Source organism: Rhodanobacter ginsengiterrae, from assembly GCF_050026815.1.
Taxonomy (GTDB): domain Bacteria; phylum Pseudomonadota; class Gammaproteobacteria; order Xanthomonadales; family Rhodanobacteraceae; genus Rhodanobacter; species Rhodanobacter ginsengiterrae.
Map to the genome: position 1 here is coordinate 314,781 of NZ_JALBWO010000055.1, position 20,915 is coordinate 335,695.

The following is a 20,915-nucleotide window of genomic DNA, read 5'->3' on the forward strand; positions in this document are numbered from 1 at the left end:
AAGGCAAGACGGATCAGCCATCAAGGAGAGCACGGGGCGACGCGCGCGCTCCAGGGGCAGATCAGATGGACCAGTCCCACGACCCCGTGCCGATCAGCCAAACCCGTACGAAAATTCCCCATCCGTCACGCCGACCTGCACCTTGGCGATCTGCTCCCCTTCCATCATCTTGGTGAGGAAGGCACGCGAGATATCCGGCAGCATCGAATTGGTCAGGATCGCGTCGATCATGCGACCACCCGATTCGGTCTCGGTGCAGCGTTCGACCACCAGCTTCACCACATCCTCGCTGTATTCGAACGGGATCTTGTAGCGGGCTTCGACACGCTTTTTGATGCGGTTGATCTGCAGCTTGACGATCTTGCCCAGCATCTCCGGGCTGAGCGGGTAGTACGGGATCGTCACCAGGCGCCCAAGCAGCGCCGGCGGGAAGATCTTCAGCAACGGCTCGCGCAGGGCCTTGGCCATGCCCTCGTGGTCGGGCATCAGTTCCGGGTCCTTGCACAGGCCGGCGATCATGTCGGTGCCGGCGTTGGTGGTGAGCAGGATCAGGGTATTCTTGAAGTCGATCGAGCGGCCCTCGCCGTCTTCCATCACGCCCTTGTCAAATACCTGGAAGAAGATTTCATGGACGTCCGGATGGGCTTTTTCCACCTCGTCCAGCAACACGACTGAATATGGCTTGCGTCGCACCGCCTCGGTCAGCACGCCGCCCTCGCCATAACCGACATAGCCAGGAGGCGCACCTTTCAAGGTGGAAACGGTGTGCGCTTCCTGGAACTCGCTCATGTTGATGGTGATGATGTTCTGTTCACCACCGTACAGCGCCTCGGCCAAGGCCAGCGCGGTTTCGGTCTTGCCGACGCCGGAGGTACCGGCAAGCATGAACACGCCGATCGGCTTGTTCGGATCGACCAGGCCCGCACGTGAGGTCTGGATGCGCTTGGCGATCATCTCCATCGCGTGATCCTGGCCGATGACGCGCGCACCCATCAGCTTGGCCAGATTCATCACGGTCTCGAGCTCACTCTTGACCATGCGCCCGACCGGAATACCGGTCCAGTCGGACACCACCGAGCCGACGGCCTGGTAGTCGACCGAGGCGAGAATGAGCGGCGTTTCACCCTGCAGCTCGGCAAGTCGGGTTTGCAGGCCTTTCAGTTCCTCCAGCGCCGCCGCACGCTCGGCGCCGTCCAGAGCCGCTTCGCCCGCCGGCGGCGTGCCCGTGGCCTCGGCTTGCTGGTTCGCCGATTCCTCCAGCGCACTGCCGGTGCCCTCAACTGGCGCGGTCGAACCGCGCAATTTCGAACGGATATCGAGAATATTATCGACCAGCTCCTTCTCGGCAACCCAGTTCGCTTCCAGTGTCGCCAGCCTGGCCTTCTGGGTCGTCAGCTTCTCGTTGGCGGCTTCCTCGCGTGCGCTTACTTCGACGCCGACGTTCTTCTCGCGACCGATGATGCCCAACTCGGTTTCCAGTGCCTGGATGCGCTTGCGCGTGTCGTCCACTTCGGCCGGCACCGCGTGCTGGCTGATTGCCACACGGGCGCAGGCGGTGTCGAGCAGACTGACCGACTTGTCCGGCAGCTGGCGCGCCGGAATGTAGCGGTGTGAGAGCTTCACGGCGGCTTCCAGTGCTTCGTCGAGGATCTGCACCTTGTGGTGCTTCTCCATCACGCTGGCGACGCCGCGCATCATCAGGATCGCCTTCTCCTCGCTGGGTTCGTCGATCTGCACGGTCTGGAAGCGGCGGGTCAGCGCCGGATCCTTCTCGATGTGCTTCTTGTATTCGGCCCAGGTGGTGGCGCCGATGGTGCGCAGGTTGCCGCGCGCGAGGGCGGGCTTGAGCAGGTTTGCCGCATCGCCGGTACCGGCCGCGCCGCCGGCGCCGACCAGGGTATGCGCCTCGTCGATGAACAGGATGATCGGCCGGGTCGACGACTGCACCTCCTCGATCACCTGCTTGAGGCGATTCTCGAATTCGCCCTTCATGCTGGCGCCGGCCTGCAGCAGGCCCACGTCCAGTACGCGCAGCTGCACGTCCTTCAGCGGCGGCGGCACGTCGCCGATGGCGATGCGCATGGCGAAGCCTTCGATCACGGCGGTCTTGCCCACGCCCGCCTCGCCGACCAGCATCGGGTTGTTCTGCCGGCGGCGCATGAGGATGTCGACCAGTTGGCGGATCTCGTCGTCGCGACCGACGATCGGGTCCATCTTGCCGCTGCGCGCCTGCTCGGTGAGGTCGATGGTGAATTGGGCCAGCGCTTCCTGCTTGCCCATCTGCGCGGGCGACATCGCACCGCTGGCCTCGCCCGGCGTGGCGCCGCCGCCCATCCTGAAACCGTCGTTGGCACTTTGACCGTCTTCGGGAGAGCCAGCGACCACTTCGGCAAATTTCTCGACCAGCGCCTCGGGCTTGATCTTGTCGAATTCGGCCGAGATATTGATCAGGGCATTGCGCAGATTGCGCGTTCGCATGCAACCGACAACAAGGTAACCGGTGCGCACCTGGGCCTCACCGAACATCAGGGTGGCAAACACCCAACCGCGCTCCACCGCCTCTTCGACATTGCTGGAGAGATCGGAAATGGATGATGACCCGCGCGGCAGCCGATCCAGCGCATCGGTGATGTCACGCACCAGGTTCGAGGGATTCAGATTGAACTGCTTGACGATGCGATGCAGGTCCGAGTCCTGCAATTGCAGGATCTGGTGTATCCAGTGCACGAGTTCCACATACGGATTGCCGCGCAACTTGCAGAACACGGTGGCGCTTTCGATGCCGCGGAAAGCCAGCTTGTTGAGCTTTCCGAACAAAGCGCCGCGACTGATTTCGGCCATGATCATCGTTCCTTTGCAGTGATTGTCGTTCTGCTGTCTTGTTGTGATGTCGAACTTTCAACCCTTGGCGGCAACAGCGATGGTGTTTTCCGACCGCCATCGCAAAAGCTGGTCAACCCACCGGCTTCAGCACCACATGATCGGCGTCTTCCTGTGATTGCGCCTGACCCATCCAGGTGGTCAGCCCCATGCGGCCGCTCTGCCCCAGCTTGGTCGCAGGCACCTCGGCCCGCTTCAACACCAGTTGCACGTCCCAGGCCTTTTCTTCACCGATATAGGTTTTCACCGCGGCAACCAATTGCCTGAGCGCTTCGCCGCCGGGCAGGAAATTGTTGAACTCCGCACGGCTCAGGGGGCCGAGCCGCAAACGGAAGCGCTGCTGGCTTCCCCATACATATTCTCCGGTGACCGTCGTCAGACCCAATGCGGCGACCTCACCGGAACCGCCCAGACGCAGATGTGACTCGGGCGGCAGGCGCATCCATTCGGCAACGAATTCGACGACGCCGACTGGGATGCGGAAGAATCGCTCGAGCAGACCCTTCAGACCCTCGGCATTGCGCGCCTGCTGCAGCAGGCGACCAGCGAAGAAACGCTTGAACTGGTCCGGCAGGGCATCGCAGTCTTCAAGGTTGGGCGTAGCCAGACCCACCATCGCCCCCATGTAGAGGCGAAAACGATCTTCGGCCGGACGATCCAGATGCACGGTCGGCTGCGAATCAGCCCAAGCCCGGTAGAACAGACTCATCATCCGATGATGGAAGATGTCGGCGAACGAGGAAAAGGTGCGGTCCCTTGAATTGAGCTCGCGGTCCATGGCGTATTCGGTCAAGTGCAGCGGCAGCGGCGCGTTGGGACCGAACAGCCCGAAGAAGAGACCATGCATGCGCGCCGGTTTGCCGCCACCGCCGGGCCGATAGCGATCGACCGTCTTGGGCGCGAAGGCCAGCGATGGGGTCTGGCACAGGCGGACAAAATCTTCCGCGGCCTTGGCCGAATGGCCCAGCCGAGGGCGCTCCGGATAGGCACACTCAAGCCGCCGGATCGCCTCGAAAAATTCGAAGTCCTCCGGACGGTCGCGCAGCGCATTCTCCAGCGCTACAACGTCTGCCGTGTTCCGAGCCTGGCCGGCCATCGAGCAACCTCGTTGCGTTCCAAAGTACGCAGAACGGTTTCGGTAAAGGAGTTGACGGATACGTAGCGCGCAAAGAACTGCTGCATCACCGCACCCAGAAGAAAGGCACCAGTCCCCTCGAAGGCGCCATCGTCACAGGTAAGCGTGATTTCCAGGCCACGACCGAAGGTGATCGGACCGGGCACCGGAACGCGCCGCACGATTGGCTGCGAGCTGACCGCCTTCACGCCTTCGACTTGCCTCAACGCACTGGAGTCGAACTCATCGCAGTACAGAGTCAGCATTTCGCGCAGCGCCGAAGCGCCTTCGCCAGCATTGTTCTCAAGCAGCGACACGTAGTTCAACTGCAGATGGCTCAGCAGCCGCCAGGCTGTTTCACCGGTGGCCACCGGCGCGCGAGGCTTGGTGGGGCCGGCCACACAGCGGATCGATTCAACCGGCGCGCCGGTTTCCAGGGTGAAGTCCGTCTTGGATTTGCCCACCGGCATCTGCAACGGCAGGTCGCGATTGGTGCACATCAACTGCATGCCGATCTGTCGCAACTCGGTCGAGTATGGTGCTTCACTTGAATCGACCAGGGCGATGAACATTTCATTGCCGATATAGCTGGAACGCGCGCCCTGGCGCTTCTGCCGCGAGGAAACCAGTCGAGGTTCCCGGCGGATGGTGTAATAGGCCGAATGCTGACTGTGCCAGGTGCGTTCGTCGCACCCGTAAAACGGCAGGAATCGCTGTTCGGGCTCCTGCCGATCGCCGAAACCTTCGACGTTGCCGATACTGTGAATCTCGAAGTCCATCGGCCGCGTGCGGTCGGCCAGGATGTGGTACTCGGCCTTGCCCTGTTGCAGATGTATGCGATCGGCGCGACGGGGAAACAGGTTGATCGCCGGCGTGCAGAACAGCCGGAAATTATTCAGATCAATGGCATTGTGCAGACTTGCCACGCTGCGGTCGAAGAGCACGACGATCTCGAACTCGCTGCCCCTGGAGCGGTTCAGCAGGGCCTTCAACCCGGTGAACTCGGCAAACAGGAAGCGCTCGGGGCAGGCAAAGTATTCCTGCAGCAGTCGATAGCCGCTGAACGAACGCCCGCTGTAGGGGATGAGCGCTTCGTCATCATCGAAGCCGCGCCGGTGGATGGCACTGCCCTCGAAAGTCTGGCTGATGTCGCCATTGGGACCCGGTGCCCGGACCATGTAACAGACGGCGTTGCCCAGCAATTGCTCGTAGAGGCGCTTGGGCAATTCGTCGGCACCGGCGATGAATACCGGCAGCTTGTCCAGCGCCAGCATGTTGGCCTGGGCTCCTGCAGTGACCCGGAACTTGAGCCGCAGACCCGCTCGTACCGGCTTGCCAGCGGGCAATGCCACGCCGGCGGCCGCGATGGCGGCCGGCGTTTCGAAATACTTCGCTTCGGTCAACTCCAGCGGCCACAACGTGACATCGTGGGCTGTGCGGTACTCGCAAGCGGTACGGTCATCCTTGCCGGCAAGGCTGCGCAATGCGGTGTGGCGCGCCACCGTGTGCCCGGTGAGCAAGCCGCTTTCCTTGAGATCCGGCTGCATCTGTACCACCGCCATGGACGGCACGGGGGCCAGGTAATGCGGGTAGATCATCTCAAGCAGGTGCTGGGTAAATACCGGAAATTGCGCATCAAGCTTGAGCTGAACGCGCGCCGCGAGAAAGGCAAAGCCTTCCAGCAGGCGCTCGACATAGGGATCGGCGCATTCGAAGCCCTCCAGGCCGAGTCGTCCGGCAATCTTCGGATACTCGCGTGCGAACTCGCCGCCCATCTCGCGGACGTGCTGCAGTTCCCGGTTGTAGTAGCGCAGCAATCGTGGGTCCATGGCAACTCAGCCGAAGCCCTCCGATACCTTGAAGCTCCCCGTCTCCAGATCCACCTCGGTCTTGAGGTACAGGTTCAGCGGGATGGGCTGAGCCCACATTTCCGATTCAATGCTGAAAATGAGCGCCTGGCGATCCATCCGTTCGGATTGGGCATTGAGGCCAACCCGCAGCGTGTTTGCGGTCAGACGCGGTTCGAAGGCCAGCAGCGCGTCCCTGACGCGGCGCTGCAGCACATCCGGATTGATCCCGGACAGAGCCACGCCGGTAAGGTCGGGAATGCCGAAATTCAGGACGGAACGGGCGACTTCCGGATAGTCATCCAACTGCACGTCGGCATCCATGCTCACGCAGTTGAGCAACCAGGAGATGTCGCGGGTGACGCAATCGCGCAATCTCGTCGCCGAGATGACCCTCTTGTCGCGGCTCTCCTCCAGCTTGCCCGGCTCGTCATCGGTAAGGCGGTCGAGCAGCGAAGGCTGAAGTCTTTCCTGCGTGGTCAGTTCAGCCATGGTAATCGGGACTCCGGATCAGTCGGCGTTGAACGAAACAAGGCGGACGTCGAGCAGCGGATAGTCCGCCGCGTCGGTCGCCAGCATTCGCTGCCCCAGGCCCACCTGGAGATCGGCACCCGCGTCGACCCACTCGGTCTTGCGGCCCAGGACAAGTTCATGGTCCTCCGACTTCTCGGTGGCGGGATATCGACCTGGGATGAAGCCAATGGCCTGCCCGCCGTTGCTCCAGGTGACCTGTACCGGCACCCATATCTTGTCGCGCAGGTCGGTTGGAGGTTCGAATTTCAGTTCCCGCAGTCGCGAAAATGGAACCCAGGAGTAGCCACCGTTGACGATGATCTCCAGGCACGGCCCGAGCCTTGGATCAGCATCGGCGATCCACTCGAACGGCGTGCCGTCCAGGTTGCCGCCCACCGCCGGAGCCTGCTCGAATGCCTGCGCACGCAAGTCGGCCGCTTGTTCGTGCCGGCCTTCGGCGCCGAGCTTCAAGGCCTGAAGAAGCAGGGCCAACCATTGCTCGGGCTCGCCAATGATCACCGGCATGCGCTTGCCTGCGAACACCTCGGCACGCAGCCGCTCACCTTTCAGGGCCTCGGAATATGCGCCCACCATCATGGCGTTGAGCGGATCCAGCTCGCCACAAACGTTCAGCTGGTTCTGCGCTCGATCCCACTGCCCGAGCAGGGCGAGCAACTGGAACAAAAAAACCCGGCGCTTCGCGTCGGCCGGGTTGTTGCGTACTTCCACCGTGAGCAGTTGCAATGCTTCGTCAACTCGACCTTCTTTGAGCTTGCTCTCTGGTGTCATTTCATTTCTCGCAAGCGAATCGTTGGCCGTGTCCGCGACATGGCCCGACAAGGAAAACCGACCGGGGATGCCCCTTGCGCAAGCCATTCGCCGTGTCGCCGCGACGCAACGCCACTCCCGGCCCTGGCCGGGAGTGGCGTTGCCAGCTTCCACTGAAGATCCGCAATGAAGTCCCTACCCCAGCGGGATGGGGACAAACCAATCACGTCGCCTTCATTTCCTCGACGCTGTAACCCACCTTGCCGGCCGAAGCGACAGCACCCTTGTCGTTCTGGGTGAAGTACTCGACATCGAACTTGGCGAAGCTGATCGACACGTTCTCGGTCAACATGTCCTCGCCGCCGGAGCCGCCGGTGGAATAGCTGGTCACCATCGCACTGGTGAGCTTGATGGTGAAGTAGTCTTCCTGCGATCCGCCCGCCTTGGATATGGACAAGGTCACCGTGTCCATGTGGCTACCGGTCACGAGAGCCTTGATGAAAGCCGTCGAGCTCTTGTCGATGTACTTGGTGATGCTGATGTCCTGGATGTTCGCCTTGCCGGCGCCACCGCCGGAGCCGTGACCGAACGAACCGCTCTGCGACATTCCCCAGGACCATGCCAGAACCTGGATCTCATCCTTGTGCTTCGCGTGCTTGGACTCGCCCTTGAACGTGACCGAACCGCCTTCCAATTTCAAATGCATGTCTAATGACATCAGAATTCTCCTGGACTGTTTGCTTCAGTTGAGCCAATCGTGCCCATGAATCGCATCGGCACATACTGGTGGTTGCTTGCGCTGCAATTGCTTTTGTACAACTTGTGGCACCAGGTACGTCAGCTCTTGGCAGCCGACGGCAGGCGGGACACCAGCCTCAAAGAAACGGTCAAGCCTTCCAGCTGGTAATGCGGCTTGAGGAAGAACTTCGAGGTGTAGTAGCCCGGCGCCCCTTCCACTTCTTCAACCACCACTTCCGCGGCAGAAAGCGGCTTGCGTGCCTTGGTCTCCTCGCTGGAATTGGCCGGATCGCCATCGACGTACTGATTGATCCACGAGCCAAGCCAACGCTCCATCGCATCCCGGTCCTTGAACGAACCGATCTTGTCGCGAACGATGCACTTCAGGTAATGGGCGAAACGGCAGCAGGCGAACATGTAGGGCAGACGCGCGCCCAGGGCCGCGTTCGCGGTCGCGTCGGGATCGTCATACTCGTCCGGCTTGGCCAGCGACTGCGCGCTGATGAACGCCGCCATGTCCGAGTTCTTTCGATGAACCAGCGGCATCATGCCCATCTTGTCCAGCTCGGCCGAACGACGGTCGGTGATGGCGATTTCGGTCGGGCACTTCATGTCCACGCCGCCATCATCGGTGGGGAATGTGTGTGCGGGAAGGCCTTCCACCGCACCGCCAGATTCAATGCCGCGAATGCGCGAGCACCAGCCATATTCCTTGAACGAACGGTTGATGTTCACCGCCATGGAATAGGCCGCGTTCTGCCAGGTGTACTTCGAAGAATCGGCACCGCTGGTGTCCTCCTCGAAATTGAACTCCTCGACCGGATCGGTGCTCGCCCCGTACGGCAGGCGGGCCAGCGTGCGCGGCATGGTCAGACCGATGTACTTGGCATCGTCCGACTCCCGCAGTGAGCGCCAGGCGGCATAATCGGGCGTGGAGAACACCTTGGCCAGATCGCGCGGATTGGCCAGCTCGTTCCAGCTGTCCATCCCCATCAGCGTCGATGCGGCGGCGGAAATGAATGGTGCATGGGCGGCGGCGGCAACCTGTGCGATACCGCCCAGCAGCTCCACGTCCGGCGGACTGTGGTCGAAGTAGTAGTCGCCGACCAGGCAACCGTAGGGCTCGCCACCGAGCTGGCCGTACTCTTCCTCGTACATCTTCTTGAAGATGGGGCTCTGATCCCAGGCAGTGCCCTTGTAGCGCTTCAGGGTCTTGGCCAGATCCTTCTTGGAAATGTTCAACACGCGGATCTTCAGTTGCTGATCCGTCTCGGTGTTGTTGACCAGGTGATGCAGGCCACGCCATGCACTCTCCAGCTTCTGGAAGTCGGCGTGATGCATGATCAGGTTGATCTGCTCGCTGAGCTTGCGATCGATCTCGGCGATGTAGGCGTTGATGGTCTGTGCCACATCGTCGGAAACGATGTCGGAACGGCTCAGCACCTGCTCGGCCAGCGTGCGCACCGCGGACTCCACTTCTTCCTTGGCGCGATCGCTCTTGGGCTTGAATTCCTTGTTCAGCAGCGCAGCAAAATCGCCGGCGTCCAGAGTCTCTGTGGCGCCACCCTGTTCGGCTAGTTTCTCGGTTGCCATGCCTGCTTACTCCCCGTCTTTGTTGGTGTCATCGGACGGCTTCGGCGCGGAAGCCAGCGACTGCAGCAGCGCCGGATCCTTCAGCGCCTGGGCGATCAGGTTTTCCGCACCGGCCTTGCCATCCATATAGGTATCCAGATTGGCGAGCTGGGTACGCGCCTCCAGCAGCTTGGCAACCGCACCGACCTTGCGGGCCACCGCGGCCGGCGAAAAGTCGTCCATGCTCTCGAAGGTGATGTCCACCGCAAGATTGCCTTCGCCGGTCAGGGTATTGGGCACGGCAAACGTCACCCGGGGCTTCATCGACTGCAACCGGCTGTCGAAGTTGTCGACGTCTATCTCCAGCGCCTTGCGCTCCTCGATCGAGGGCAGTTCGCCAGCATTGGCACCGGAGAGATCCGACATCACGCCCATCACGAACGGAACCTGGACCTTCTTCTGGGCGCCATATACCTCGACGTCGTATTCGATCTGCACGCGCGGCGCGCGGTTGCGCGCGATGAACTTCTGACTGCTTTGCTTGGCCATGCCTTGTCTCCCGGTAAATGCTCTTGCAGTTCGAACGGAACGATCAATTCGATGCGACGTTTAAGTCTCGGGTGCCGCAGGAAACGCGGTATTTCGTCATGTCAGCGCTCCCCCGCCGCAAATGCACGCGACGCAGAGCTGCCCTGGTCTGCATTTGATGCGCGGCTCAGTGCCCGGTAGGTTCCAGCAACCCGGGGCACTGCACCGGCCCGGCAGAGTTGCCTTCAATCGGCCCGGCGGAGCATCAACGGATGCGCAATGTCGTCATGCCACGACCTGCAATCTCTGGGATGTTTCGGGGCATACAGAGGAGACCTCGGCGCAATTTGCCGGGTCAATCCGTCTTCACCAGAGACACTCGCAAGCGTGATCGTCCACCCCCTTCATTCCATGCGTCGGACAGGCTCAATGGGACTCCCTGCTTGCCCCATCTGGATCTACTTCAATGAGCGCAGGTTCATCCCCATTCCCGATGAACCCCACTCGCTGCCGAACCGGCAGTAAAGCGTCTTGCAGCCCCCGTACCAGCCATCGTCACCGAAGTGCTGCCCTTTCCGGCGCAGTTCCCGTGATACCCGGAGGCCCCTGTATCTGATGCTGCGAAGCGACGCGATTCGGCGCTTCGCCTGAATCCTGAACCAGACCGCTTCGCTCGCTAACGTACATCTGCCATCGCCTGTCTGCAAGCTGAATTTGAACCTGCCGACCGCGATCGGATGAAACCGGCATTCCGGTTCCGCCAATCGACAGCGGCGACACGACAATTGCTGCCGCATCGCATGATTGGGAAGCATCGTAGCCCGCAAACCTCTGTAGGCTTTTGCCGCATTGCCCCTGATGGAGACCGCAGGTGGCTCGCCTCGGGAAACCGGGAGGTAAACGAAAAAAGCCGCCCAAAGGCGGCTCTTTCGTCATTTCGCAATGCAGGAGGGCAACAGCATATCGAATCTCTGAGCCACCCTGCGAAAGGTGGTGGGCGGTACAAGGATCGAACTTGTGACCCCTACCATGTCAAGGTAGTGCTCTACCGCTGAGCTAACCGCCCGCTTCGCGCCTGACCAGCCACGCGAGCCGCGCAGTATACGTGAGCTGCCAGCACTCGACAATATCCCCGCGCCGATTCCGTTTTCGGCTCAGCGCAAAGCCAGCTCGCGCAACTGGTGGATCCGGTCGCGCAGGCGGGCGGCGTCTTCGAATTCCAGGTTCTGGGCGTGCTTGTACATCTGCGCCTCCAGTTTCCTGATCTCGCCAGCGATCTGTTTTGCGTTGAGCCCCTGGTAATCGGCGGCGGGCTCGGCCACGGCGCCGCGGCCCCGCGATGCCGACTTGCTGCCACGGCGGTTGCCAGCCTCGCTGCGGGCGCCCTCCATGATATCCGCGATGCGCCGCACCACGGTCTTCGGAGTGATGCCATTGGCTTCGTTCCAGATCAGCTGCTTTTCGCGGCGACGGGAGGTCTCGTCCATCGCCGCCTGCATCGACCGGGTGACGCTGTCGCCGTAGAGGATCGCCTTGCCGCGCACGTTGCGGGCGGCGCGGCCGATGGTCTGGATCAGCGAGCCGGTGGAGCGCAGGAAACCCTCCTTGTCGGCATCCAGGATCGCCACCAGCGACACCTCGGGCATGTCCAGGCCCTCACGCAGCAGGTTGATGCCGACCAGCACGTCGAACTCGCCCAGACGCAGGTCGCGGATGATCTCGCTGCGCTCGACCGTTTCGATGTCCGAATGCAGATAGCGCACCTTGATGTCGTGCTCGGACAGGTATTCGGTGAGGTTCTCGGCCATGCGCTTGGTCAGCGTGGTGACCAGCACGCGGTCGCCCATGGCGATGCGCTTGTGCGCTTCGCTGAGCAGGTCGTCCACCTGGGTACGCACCGGGCGCACCTCCACTTCCGGATCGACCAGGCCGGTCGGGCGTACCACCAGCTCGGTCACCGCCTCGCCGGACTTCTTCAGCTCATAGTCGCGCGGCGTGGCGGAGACGTAGATGGCACGCGGCACGCGCTCTTCCCATTCCTCGAAGCGCAACGGCCGGTTGTCCATCGCCGACGGCATGCGGAAACCGAATTCCACCAGGGTTTCCTTGCGCGAACGGTCGCCCTTGTACATCGCGCCAAGCTGCGGCACGGTCACGTGCGATTCGTCCACCACCAGCAGCCCATCGGCCGGCAGATAGTCGAACAGCGTGGGCGGCGGCTCGCCCGGCGCGCGCCGGGTCAGGTGGCGCGAGTAGTTCTCGATGCCCTGGCAGTAACCGACCTCGGCCATCATCTCCAGGTCGAAGCGGGTGCGCTGCTCCAGTCGCTGCGCCTCGACCAGCTTGTTCTCCCGGTAAAGGTATTCCAGCCGCTCCTTCAGCTCGACCTTGATGGTTTCGATCGCGTTGAGCACGCTTTCGCGCGTGCTGGCGTAATGCGTGCGCGGATAGACGGTGTAGCGCTGCACCTTGCGGATCGTCTCGCCGGTGAGCGGATCGAACAGCGCCATCTTTTCCACTTCGCCGTCGAACAGCTCGATGCGCAGCGCCTCGGTTTCCGACTCGGCGGGGAAGACGTCGATGATCTCGCCACGCACGCGATAGCTGCCGCGACGAAGTTCCATCTCGTTGCGCGTGTACTGCAGCTCGGTGAGCTGGTGGATCAGCTTGCGCTGGTCGATGCGTTCGCCGGTCGCCAGGATCAGCCGCAACGACAGGTAGTCCTCGGGATTGCCGAGGCCGTAGATCGCCGACACGGTGGCGACGATGATCGAATCGCGTCGCGACAACAACGCCTTGGTCGCCGACAGACGCATCTGCTCGATGTGCTCGTTGATCGACGAATCCTTCTCGATGAAGGTATCCGACGCGACCACGTAGGCTTCCGGCTGGTAGTAGTCGTAGTAGCTGACGAAGTACTCCACCGCGTTGTTCGGAAAGAATTCCCTGAACTCGCCGTACAGCTGCGCCGCCAGCGTCTTGTTTGGCGCCATCACGATGGTCGGCCGTTGCACGCGTTCGATCACGTTGGCAATGGTGTAGGTCTTGCCCGAGCCGGTCACGCCAAGCAGGGTTTGCGCGGCCAGGCCGGCCTCGAAACCCTCGGCGAGGCGCGTGATTGCCTGCGGCTGGTCACCGGCGGGTTGATAGGGTGCGACGAGTTGGAAGCGATCGGTCATCGGCTACAGATGTGGGCGCGGTGCGCCATTTTAAATCGGGCCTGCTGACAGGGGATGTCACCAGACGCCGACATGGGTGCGGCAAGCCGGCTGCTGGCCGGCGCCTGGCCCAGCCCCAAGCATGGAGATCCCGGTCCATGCAGGAGGCGACGTCGTGACGATACCCGGAAACCGCAGGCAAGAACGCCAGGCCGGCTTCAGCCTGATCGAGCAGATCATGGTGCTCGCCATCATCGGCATCCTGACCAGCGTCGCCACCCCATCGCTGCAGCGAATGCTCAGTCGCCACGAACTGCAGGTGGCGCAGATGGATTTCATCAGCGCCCTGCAGCGCACGCGCCAGGCGGCCGTGATGAGCGGCCGACGCTCGCTGTTCTGCCCCAGCGTGGACGGCGGCAGCTGCAGCAGCGCCATCCGCTGGGAAAGCGGCTGGCTGGTGGCGCACGACCGCAACGGCGACGATCAGCCCGATGGACATCCGCTGGATGTCGGCAACAGTCATCGCGGAAAACTGATCATCCAGAGCAGCAACGGCCGGCACATCGTGCGATTTCACCCGGATGGCACCGCCGGCGGCAGCAATATCACCTTGCTGTTCTGCCAACCCGCGCAAGCCAGTGACGCTCTCACCGTGGTGGTTTCCAATGCCGGCCGCGTCCGCGGCTCCCCGGCCAACTCCACCCAGGCCGCCACTTGCGCCAAGCTGAAATGATTCGCCTCGGCAGGGTTGGCGCGGTGGCAGCATGTCCACTTGATCCCGATCAACACCTGGCCATGCCGACAGGCACATGCTGAGTTTCCCCCGAGGAGACATGGCCATGGGCAGATTGAGCGGAAAAGTGGCGCTGGTGACTGGCGGCGCCGTGGGCATCGGCGCCGCCTGCGTGCGCCGCATGCTGGCAGCCGGCGCCCGGGTAGCCGTCGTCGACCTGCCCGACGGGCCGGGTCGGCGGCTGGTGGCGGAGCTCGGTGACGACACCCGCTTCTTCCCGGCCGACGTCTCGGTGGAAGCCGATGTCGCGGCGGCGATCACCGCCACCGTCGCTGCGTTCGGACGGCTGGACATCCTCGTCAACAATGCCGGCATCGCCGGTCCGAACAAGCCGACGCACGAACTCACCGAGGCCGAATGGGACCGGGTGCAGGCGGTCAACGTGAAGGGTGTGTTCTTCGGTACCAAGCACGCGATCGCCCCGCTGCGTGCAGCCGGCGGCGGCAGCATCATCAACCTGTCGTCGATCTACGGTCTGGTCGGTGCGCCCGACGTGCCGCCGTACCATGCGTCCAAGGGTGCGGTCCGCCTGATGAGCAAGACCGACGCGCTGCTGTACGCCGCCGATCGCATCCGGGTGAATTCGATCCATCCCGGCTTCATCTGGACGCCGATGGTGGAGCAGCACATCGGGTCCATGGGCGGTGACCGCGAACAACAGCGTCGCGAGGTCGGCGCGCTGCATCCGCTGGGCCACATGGGCGAGCCGGACGACATCGCCTGGGGCGTGGTCTATCTTGCCTCCGACGAGTCGAAGTTCGTGACCGGCAGCGAGCTGGTCATCGATGGCGGTTATACCTGCCGCTGATTACCCAGAGCATTTGAGGAGTCCCCCATGTTCAAACACATCCTGCTGCCCACCGACGGCTCCGAACTGTCCATGCGTGCGGTCGACACCGGCATCGAGCTGGCTGCCCGACTGGGCGCCCGCGTACATGCGTTCCACGTGATCGCGCCGTTCCCCGCCTCCAATTATTTCGCCGAGTTCGTGCTGGCCAACGAGCCGGCCTACACCCAGGAGGCCAACGCCAACGCCGAACGCTATCTGGCCGATGTACGTCGGCGTGCTGAGGCCGCCGGTGTCCCATGCGAAAGCAGCGCCGAGGTCGATGCGCGACCCTACTCCGCCATCGTCGGCGCCGCGCGCAAACACCAGTGCGACCTGATCGCGATGGCCTCGCACGGCTGGCGCGGCTTCGATCGGCTGCTGCTGGGCAGCGAAACGCACAAGGTGATCCTCAACGGTGACGTGCCGGTGCTGGTTTGCCGTTGAGCGACATCATCGACGCGAGTGGCTGTCGGAGTGCGGCATGAGTGAAGCAGGATCACCGCAACCGGCCAGCCGCCCCGGGCTTGATCCGGCCGACGCCGCGCGGCGACTGACCGAACATGGCCCGAACCTGCTGCCGGGCAGCACGCCCAAGAGTCTGATGGCGATCGTCGGCGGCGTGCTGACCGAGCCGATGTTTCTGATGCTGCTGGTCGCCGGCGGCCTGTACCTGGCGCTCGGCGACCGCGCCGAGGCGGCGTTCCTGCTGTCGTTCGTGTTCGTGGTCATCGGCATCACGCTGGCGCAGGAGCGCAAGACCCAGCGGGCGCTGGAATCGCTGCGCGAGCTGTCCGCGCCGCGCGCGCTGGTGCTTCGCGGCGGCCGGGAAATCCGCGTTCCCGGTCGCGAGGTGGTGGTCGGCGACCTGCTGGTACTGCACGAGGGCGACCGCGTCGCCGCCGATGCGCGCCTGCTGGACGGCCATCTGGATGTCAACGAATCACTGCTGACCGGCGAGGCGGTGCCGGTCACCAAGCTGCCCGGCAGCGACACCGGCGAGTTGTTCGCCAGCACCGTGGTGACCAAAGGCGTGGGCATGGCCGAGGTATCTGCCATCGCCAGCGCCACCGCCGTCGGGCGCATCGGCCAGGCGCTGGCCGATACCGTCGAGCCGGTCTCCGGCCTGCAGCAGGCTTCGCGCCGGCTGATCCGCAATCTCACCATCGGCGGTCTTCTGCTGGCCACGGCATACGCCCTGCTCGGCTGGCTGTGGGACGGGCACGGCCTGCTGCAAAGCGTGCTGGCCGGCATCGCGCTGACCATGGCGATCCTTCCGGAAGAGATCCCGGTGATCCTCACCGTGTTCCTGGCGCTGGGCGCGTGGCGGATCTCCAAACACAAGGTGCTGACCCGGCGCGTACCGGCGGTGGAGGCGCTGGGCGCGATCTCGGTGCTGGCCGTCGACAAGACCGGCACGCTGACGCAGAACCGCATGCAGCTCGCCGAGCTGCGCCTGGTTGACGACAGCTCGCACGACGAAGACTCGACCGAGCTGCCCGAACCGTTCCACGCGCTGGTCGAGTTCGCCATGCTGGCCACGCCGCTGGATCCGTTCGATCCGATGGAGAAAGCGATCCAGCAGTTCGGGCTGCACTGGCTCACCGACACCGAACACGTCCACGCCGAATGGTCGCCGGAATTCGAATACGCCCTGTCGCCGGACATCCTGGCGATGACCCGCGTGTTCCGCGGCGACGCGCGCGATGCGCACCTGCTGGCGACCAAGGGCGCGCCGGAAGCGGTGATCGACCTGTGCCATCTGCCCGCCGCCGGCGCCGCGGCGATCCTGCGCCAGGTCGAAGCAATGGCCGAGCGCGGCCTGCGCGTGCTCGGCGTGGCGCGCGGCGAATGGCAGGGCGTGGCGTGGCCACGCAGCCAGCACGACTTCGACTTCCGCTTTCTTGGCCTGGTCGGCTTCGTCGATCCGCCGCGCCCGGAGGTGCCCGCGGCGATCGCCGAATGCCGCGCCGCTGGCGTGCGCATCATCATGCTGACCGGCGACCACCCGGCCACCGCGCGCGCGATCGCCTGTCAGGTTGGCCTGAGCGAACGCGCCGAAGTGATCACCGGCGCGGAAATGGCCACACTGGACGACGACGCACTGCGCGAACGCCTGCGCCACGTCGACCTGTGCGCGCGACTCAAGCCCGAGCAGAAGTTGCAGCTGGTGCAGCTGCTGCGCGCGGACGGCGCGGTGGTGGCTATGACCGGCGATGGCGTCAACGACGCGCCTGCGCTGAAGGCCGCCGACGTCGGCATCGCGATGGGCGAGCGCGGCACCGACGTGGCACGCGAGGCGGCCGCGCTGGTGCTGCTGGACGACAGCTTCGCCAGCATCGTCCGCGCGATCCGCCAGGGCCGGCGCATCTACGACAACATCACCAAGGCCACCCGGTTCGTGTTCGCCGTGCACATGCCGATCATCGCGCTGGCGCTGGTGCCGACCCTGCTGCACTGGCCGGTACTGCTGATGCCCGTGCACATCGTGCTGCTGGAACTGCTGATCGACCCCGCCTGCTCGGTGGTGTTCGAGGCCGAGCCCGCCGCTGCCGACATCATGCAACGACCGCCACGCGCCACCTCGGACTCCCCGTTCGCCGCCGCCAACCTGCGCTACGCGGTGATCCAGGGACTCGGCTTCGCCATGATCCTGCTGCCCGGCTACGGCCTGTTGCTCGGACGGGGTTTCGACACTGTACAAAGCCGCAGCGCCGTATTCATCGCGCTGGTGACCGGACTGTTCCTGCTGACCCTGGCCAACCGCGACCTGTCCCGCCCCGCACTGGCACGCACCCCGGCGAAAAACCCCTGGCTGTCGCGGATGTTCGGCGGCGTGGCACTCATGCTGGTCGTCGTGGTGGGAGTACCGTTCTTCCGGCACGTGATGGGCCTGGCGATGCCGGGCATGTTCATCCTGCTTGCCGCCGCCGGCATGCTGCTTGTTGCGATGGCGTGGCTGGAACTCCTGCGGCGTGCGGAAAGCGGCAGGCGGAAGCGGCAGGCCGGTTGACGGCGCCAGGGCTACGGCGCACGGCGCAACACACCCGACAACCGCGTGCCCGATCCCAACGTGTTGAACACCGTGCCGTACTTGCGCACGTTTTCATGCAACAGGGCAAGGCGCTGTTCGCTTTCCTCACTGTCCACGACGATTTCGTAGTCGATCGACTCCATCTGCGGCGGCACGTTCTGGCGCACGCCCTGCACGTGAACCTCCACGCCGCGCAGCTGGAAATCGAGGATCGGCGTGACCCGCTCGATGCCCTTGATGATGCACGCCGACAACGCGGCCAGCAGCAGTTCGGCAGGGTTGAAGGCATCGCTGCGGCCGACCCGGTCGGTGTCCAGCAGCAGTTCGGCGTCCTTGCAGTGGGCAACGCTGCCGTGGGCATTGGTCCGACGGGCGGAGACCTGGAAGGTCAGCTTGCGGGGGGCTTCACTCTGGGTCTGGGTCTGGATCATGACGTTCTCTGTGGGCAGCTTTGGGGACTCGGTTGCTCAGACATATCCGGGTACGTGCGGTGCGGCGCCGGCGACGCGTGGAAGGCTCAGACTGACCCGCGCACCGCCCAGCGCGGAACGGCCGAAGGCGAGCTGGCCGTGGTGCAGGCTGGTGATCGCCTGGGCGATCGACAGGCCCAGCCCGCTGCCCTCGCCCACGCTGCCTTCGGGGCGATGGAAGCGTTCGCCCAGCCGCGCGGTATCGGTCGACGCGAAGCCGGCACCATTGTCATTCACCTCCAGGGTCACCCGCTCGTCGTGACCACCGACGCGTACATTCACCTGGCCGTGGTCGGGCGCGTGGCGCAAGGCGTTGTCCAGCAGGTTCTGCACCAGGATGCCGAGCAGGCTGCGGCTGCCCTGCACGAAGTCGTTGCCGTCGTGATCCAGCGACAACTCGATGGAGCGGCCCGCCGCGCGCTCGCTGGCGTCGCGCAGGGCAGCTTCCGCCACGCTCGCCAGACGCAACGGGCCGGCATCGTCCAGTTCGGCCAGTTTCTCGACGCGCGCCAGCAGCAGCAACTGGGCCACCAGTCGCTGCATGCGGTCGAGCGCCTCCTGCGATCGCTGCAGGTGCAACGCCGTAGTGGCCGCATCGTCGCCGCGCCCGGCCAGGTCCAGCTCCAGCCGCAGTGCCGCCAGCGGATGGCGCAGTTCGTGGGCAGCATCGGCGGTGAAGCGACGCTCGTGTTCCAGACTCAGCTTGAGGCGGTCGACCAGCCGATCGATCGCCTCGGTGAACGGTGCCAGCTCGACCGGCACGCGTTCGTCGGTGAGCGAGGCGGCCATCGGGCTGGCGCCGGCGGACAGGCTGCGGGTCAGCTTGCGCAGCGGTTTCAGCCCGCTGCGCAAGCCGGCGAACACCGTCGGCGGCACCAGCACCAGCAGCGCCAGCAGAGCCAGCAGTGCGGGCGCCAGCAGTTTGCGCATCAACTCGTCGCGCTCGTCCAGCGGCGCGCCGACCTGGATCCAGTACTGTTGCCGCGCGTCCCAGCGCTGGAAGACCCGCCAGCGCCGTCCTTGGTGGGTGACCGAATGGAAGTGCGCGTCGCCCGGATCGAAACGCAGCACCGGCAGCTCGGTGCTTTCGATCAGCAGCTCGCCGCGGGCATCGCGCAGCACGATGGCCGGTCGCTGGGCGGTGGCGTCCGAGCCGATCAGCTTCTTGTCCGGCAGGTGCACCGCACCGACGCGTGCCGCCGTGTCAGGCATCACCGCGAACACGCTGGCAGCGGTGCGCACCAGCATCTGGTCGAAGATCTCGTCGACCTCGTGCAGGCTGCGCCAGGCCAGCCAGCCACCGGCAGCGCACCACACCAGCACGATGCCGGCCACCAGCCGCAGCACCAGCCGCCGGTTGAGCGAGGGGCGGATCATGCGGCCGGCCCGCCGGGCCGGTTGATCGCGTAGCCGATGCCGCGCAAGGTGCGGATCCAGCCCGGGCCGAGCTTGTGGCGCAGGTGATGGATGTGCACTTCCACCGCGTTGCTGGCCACTTCCTGATCCCAGCCGTACAGGGCTTCTTCCAGCTGCTCGCGCGAGTAGGCACGCCCGGGATGGCGCACCAGGGTTTCCAGCAGCTGGTACTCGCGCGCGGTCAGCTCCAGCGCGGCACCCTCCAGCGTGGCGGCGCGGGCGGCCGGGGTGACTTCGAGCTCACCCACGCGGATCGCCGGCTCGATCTGGCCATCGGCCCGACGCAACAGCGCGCGCAGGCGGGCGGCCAGTTCGTCCAGGTGCACCGGCTTGACCACGTAGTCGTCGGCGCCGGCATCCAGCCCGGCGACCCGGTCGGCGAGCTCGTCGCGGGCGGTCAGCAGCAACACCGGGGTGGCGTCGCGGCGCCGGCGCATGCCGGCGATGATGGCCGGCCCGTTGCTGCGCGGCAGGTTCCAGTCAAGCACCGCGGCGGCATAGCAGGTGTCGGCCAGCGCGGCGGCGGCCTGACTGCCGTCGGTGATCCAGTCCACCGCATAGCCGAGCTGGCGCAGGCCATCGGCCAGCGCCTGCCCCAGTGCATGATCGTCTTCGGCCAGCAGGATGCGCATGATGTCATTCTTGTGCAGCGTCCCGCCCGCCCACTTGACCTGACGCAATTCATCCCGCCTTTTCGTCATCTGCGACGTCATGCCCCAGTGCACGCTTGCGGCCGTGGATCATCGCGGCAATCAGGTTCTCGCCGTAATGGATGCTTTCGCCCACCGCCGCCAGCACGTGCACGCCGACCAGGGCCAGCACGGCATAGGCCAGCACTTCGTGCAGATCCTCCAGCCAGCCGGCACCAAAGAACGCGTCCGTCGTCTGCAGCCAGCCGGTGACCCCCACCAACAGCACGCCGGCGAGCAGGGCCAGGATCATCACCGCCGCGCCCGGATTGTGCCCCAGCTGCCGTTGCGAACGGGCCGCCAGGCGTGCGCGCAGGTAATCGCGCACGCGGCGCGGGCCGGGCACCCAGTCGCCGAAGCGCGCGTATCGCGTGCCGACCCAGCCCCACACGAACCGCACGGCGAGCAAGGCCAGCACGACGTAGCCGATCCCGCGGTGGACCAGCTCGCCGTCCTCGGTGAAGAAATTGGCGAGGAACAAGCCCGCCAGCGACCAGTGAAACACGCGTACCAGCGGGTCCCACACCTTGACCATGGCATTCATGGGCTTGTCCTCGCGTCCGTGGATG

16 protein-coding genes, 1 tRNA gene and 1 pseudogene are annotated in these 20,915 nt (G+C 64.4%); 4 read left to right on the plus strand and 14 right to left on the minus strand.

What is annotated here, in order from left to right:
- Positions 1–173: 173 nt before the first annotated feature.
- From tssH to uvrB, 10 genes and pseudogenes are all read right to left on the minus strand, one after another.
- Positions 174–2,841 (minus strand): annotated as a pseudogene (gene tssH / locus ACQGNJ_RS12585) (type VI secretion system ATPase TssH); the annotation flags it as partial.
- Positions 2,842–2,953: 112 nt separating this feature from the next.
- The gene (tssG, locus tag ACQGNJ_RS12590) at positions 2,954–3,976 is read right to left on the minus strand and encodes a type VI secretion system baseplate subunit TssG (RefSeq protein ID WP_426689585.1); all 1,023 of its coding nucleotides are present in this window, start codon (positions 3,974–3,976) and stop codon (positions 2,954–2,956) included.
- Entirely contained in the window at positions 3,940–5,823 is a 1,884-nt protein-coding gene (tssF, locus tag ACQGNJ_RS12595) for a type VI secretion system baseplate subunit TssF (RefSeq protein ID WP_426689586.1), read from the minus strand. Before tssF ends, tssG begins: the two co-directional genes overlap by 37 nt.
- A gap of 6 nt (positions 5,824–5,829) precedes the next feature.
- Positions 5,830–6,333 (minus strand): type VI secretion system baseplate subunit TssE, encoded by a 504-nt coding sequence (gene tssE, locus ACQGNJ_RS12600; RefSeq protein ID WP_426689587.1) that lies wholly within the window; start codon positions 6,331–6,333, stop codon positions 5,830–5,832.
- A gap of 18 nt (positions 6,334–6,351) precedes the next feature.
- The gene (locus ACQGNJ_RS12605) at positions 6,352–7,143 is read right to left on the minus strand and encodes a type VI secretion system accessory protein TagJ (protein WP_426689588.1); all 792 of its coding nucleotides are present in this window, start codon (positions 7,141–7,143) and stop codon (positions 6,352–6,354) included.
- Between the two features lie 202 nt (positions 7,144–7,345).
- A complete protein-coding gene (locus ACQGNJ_RS12610) occupies positions 7,346–7,840 on the minus strand; it encodes an Hcp family type VI secretion system effector (RefSeq protein WP_426689589.1) in 495 nt (164 codons plus the stop codon).
- 119 nt (positions 7,841–7,959) lie between these two features.
- Positions 7,960–9,453, minus strand: a complete 1,494-nt coding sequence (gene tssC, locus ACQGNJ_RS12615) for a type VI secretion system contractile sheath large subunit (protein ID WP_426689590.1) — start codon at positions 9,451–9,453, stop codon at positions 7,960–7,962.
- A gap of 6 nt (positions 9,454–9,459) precedes the next feature.
- Positions 9,460–9,981, minus strand: a complete 522-nt coding sequence (tssB, locus tag ACQGNJ_RS12620) for a type VI secretion system contractile sheath small subunit (RefSeq protein ID WP_426689591.1) — start codon at positions 9,979–9,981, stop codon at positions 9,460–9,462.
- Between the two features lie 970 nt (positions 9,982–10,951).
- Positions 10,952–11,026 (minus strand) — tRNA-Val (locus ACQGNJ_RS12625).
- Between the two features lie 88 nt (positions 11,027–11,114).
- A complete protein-coding gene (gene uvrB, locus ACQGNJ_RS12630) occupies positions 11,115–13,139 on the minus strand; it encodes an excinuclease ABC subunit UvrB (RefSeq protein WP_426689592.1) in 2,025 nt (674 codons plus the stop codon).
- Between the two features lie 154 nt (positions 13,140–13,293).
- On the opposite strand from uvrB, the gene ACQGNJ_RS12635 reads away from it, so the two are divergent.
- The 4 genes from ACQGNJ_RS12635 (at position 13,294) to ACQGNJ_RS12650 (ending at position 17,750) form a co-directional block, all read left to right on the plus strand.
- Entirely contained in the window at positions 13,294–13,851 is a 558-nt protein-coding gene (locus ACQGNJ_RS12635) for a GspH/FimT family pseudopilin (protein WP_426689593.1), read from the plus strand.
- A gap of 106 nt (positions 13,852–13,957) precedes the next feature.
- The gene (locus ACQGNJ_RS12640) at positions 13,958–14,719 is read left to right on the plus strand and encodes a glucose 1-dehydrogenase (RefSeq protein ID WP_426689594.1); all 762 of its coding nucleotides are present in this window, start codon (positions 13,958–13,960) and stop codon (positions 14,717–14,719) included.
- 27 nt (positions 14,720–14,746) lie between these two features.
- The gene (locus tag ACQGNJ_RS12645; protein WP_426689595.1) at positions 14,747–15,184 is read left to right on the plus strand and encodes a universal stress protein; all 438 of its coding nucleotides are present in this window, start codon (positions 14,747–14,749) and stop codon (positions 15,182–15,184) included.
- Positions 15,185–15,221: 37 nt separating this feature from the next.
- Positions 15,222–17,750 (plus strand): cation-translocating P-type ATPase, encoded by a 2,529-nt coding sequence (locus ACQGNJ_RS12650; protein ID WP_426689596.1) that lies wholly within the window; start codon positions 15,222–15,224, stop codon positions 17,748–17,750.
- Positions 17,751–17,761: 11 nt separating this feature from the next.
- Here the strand turns inward: ACQGNJ_RS12650 and ACQGNJ_RS12655 are convergent, their stop codons facing one another.
- Genes ACQGNJ_RS12655 through ACQGNJ_RS12670 form a run of 4 tightly spaced genes read right to left on the minus strand, consistent with a single transcriptional unit; the run spans position 17,762 to position 20,890 of the window.
- Positions 17,762–18,202 carry an OsmC family protein gene (locus ACQGNJ_RS12655; protein WP_426689597.1) on the minus strand — a complete coding sequence of 147 codons (441 nt, stop codon included), beginning with the start codon at positions 18,200–18,202 and terminating at the stop codon, positions 17,762–17,764.
- Between the two features lie 36 nt (positions 18,203–18,238).
- Positions 18,239–19,618 (minus strand): ATP-binding protein, encoded by a 1,380-nt coding sequence (locus ACQGNJ_RS12660; RefSeq protein WP_426689598.1) that lies wholly within the window; start codon positions 19,616–19,618, stop codon positions 18,239–18,241.
- Positions 19,615–20,289 (minus strand): winged helix-turn-helix domain-containing protein, encoded by a 675-nt coding sequence (locus tag ACQGNJ_RS12665; protein WP_426689599.1) that lies wholly within the window; start codon positions 20,287–20,289, stop codon positions 19,615–19,617. The genes ACQGNJ_RS12660 and ACQGNJ_RS12665 overlap by 4 nt, the downstream gene beginning before the upstream one ends.
- 49 nt (positions 20,290–20,338) lie before the next feature.
- Positions 20,339–20,890 (minus strand): cytochrome b/b6 domain-containing protein, encoded by a 552-nt coding sequence (locus tag ACQGNJ_RS12670; RefSeq protein WP_426689600.1) that lies wholly within the window; start codon positions 20,888–20,890, stop codon positions 20,339–20,341.
- Between the last annotated feature and the right edge of the window lie 25 nt (positions 20,891–20,915).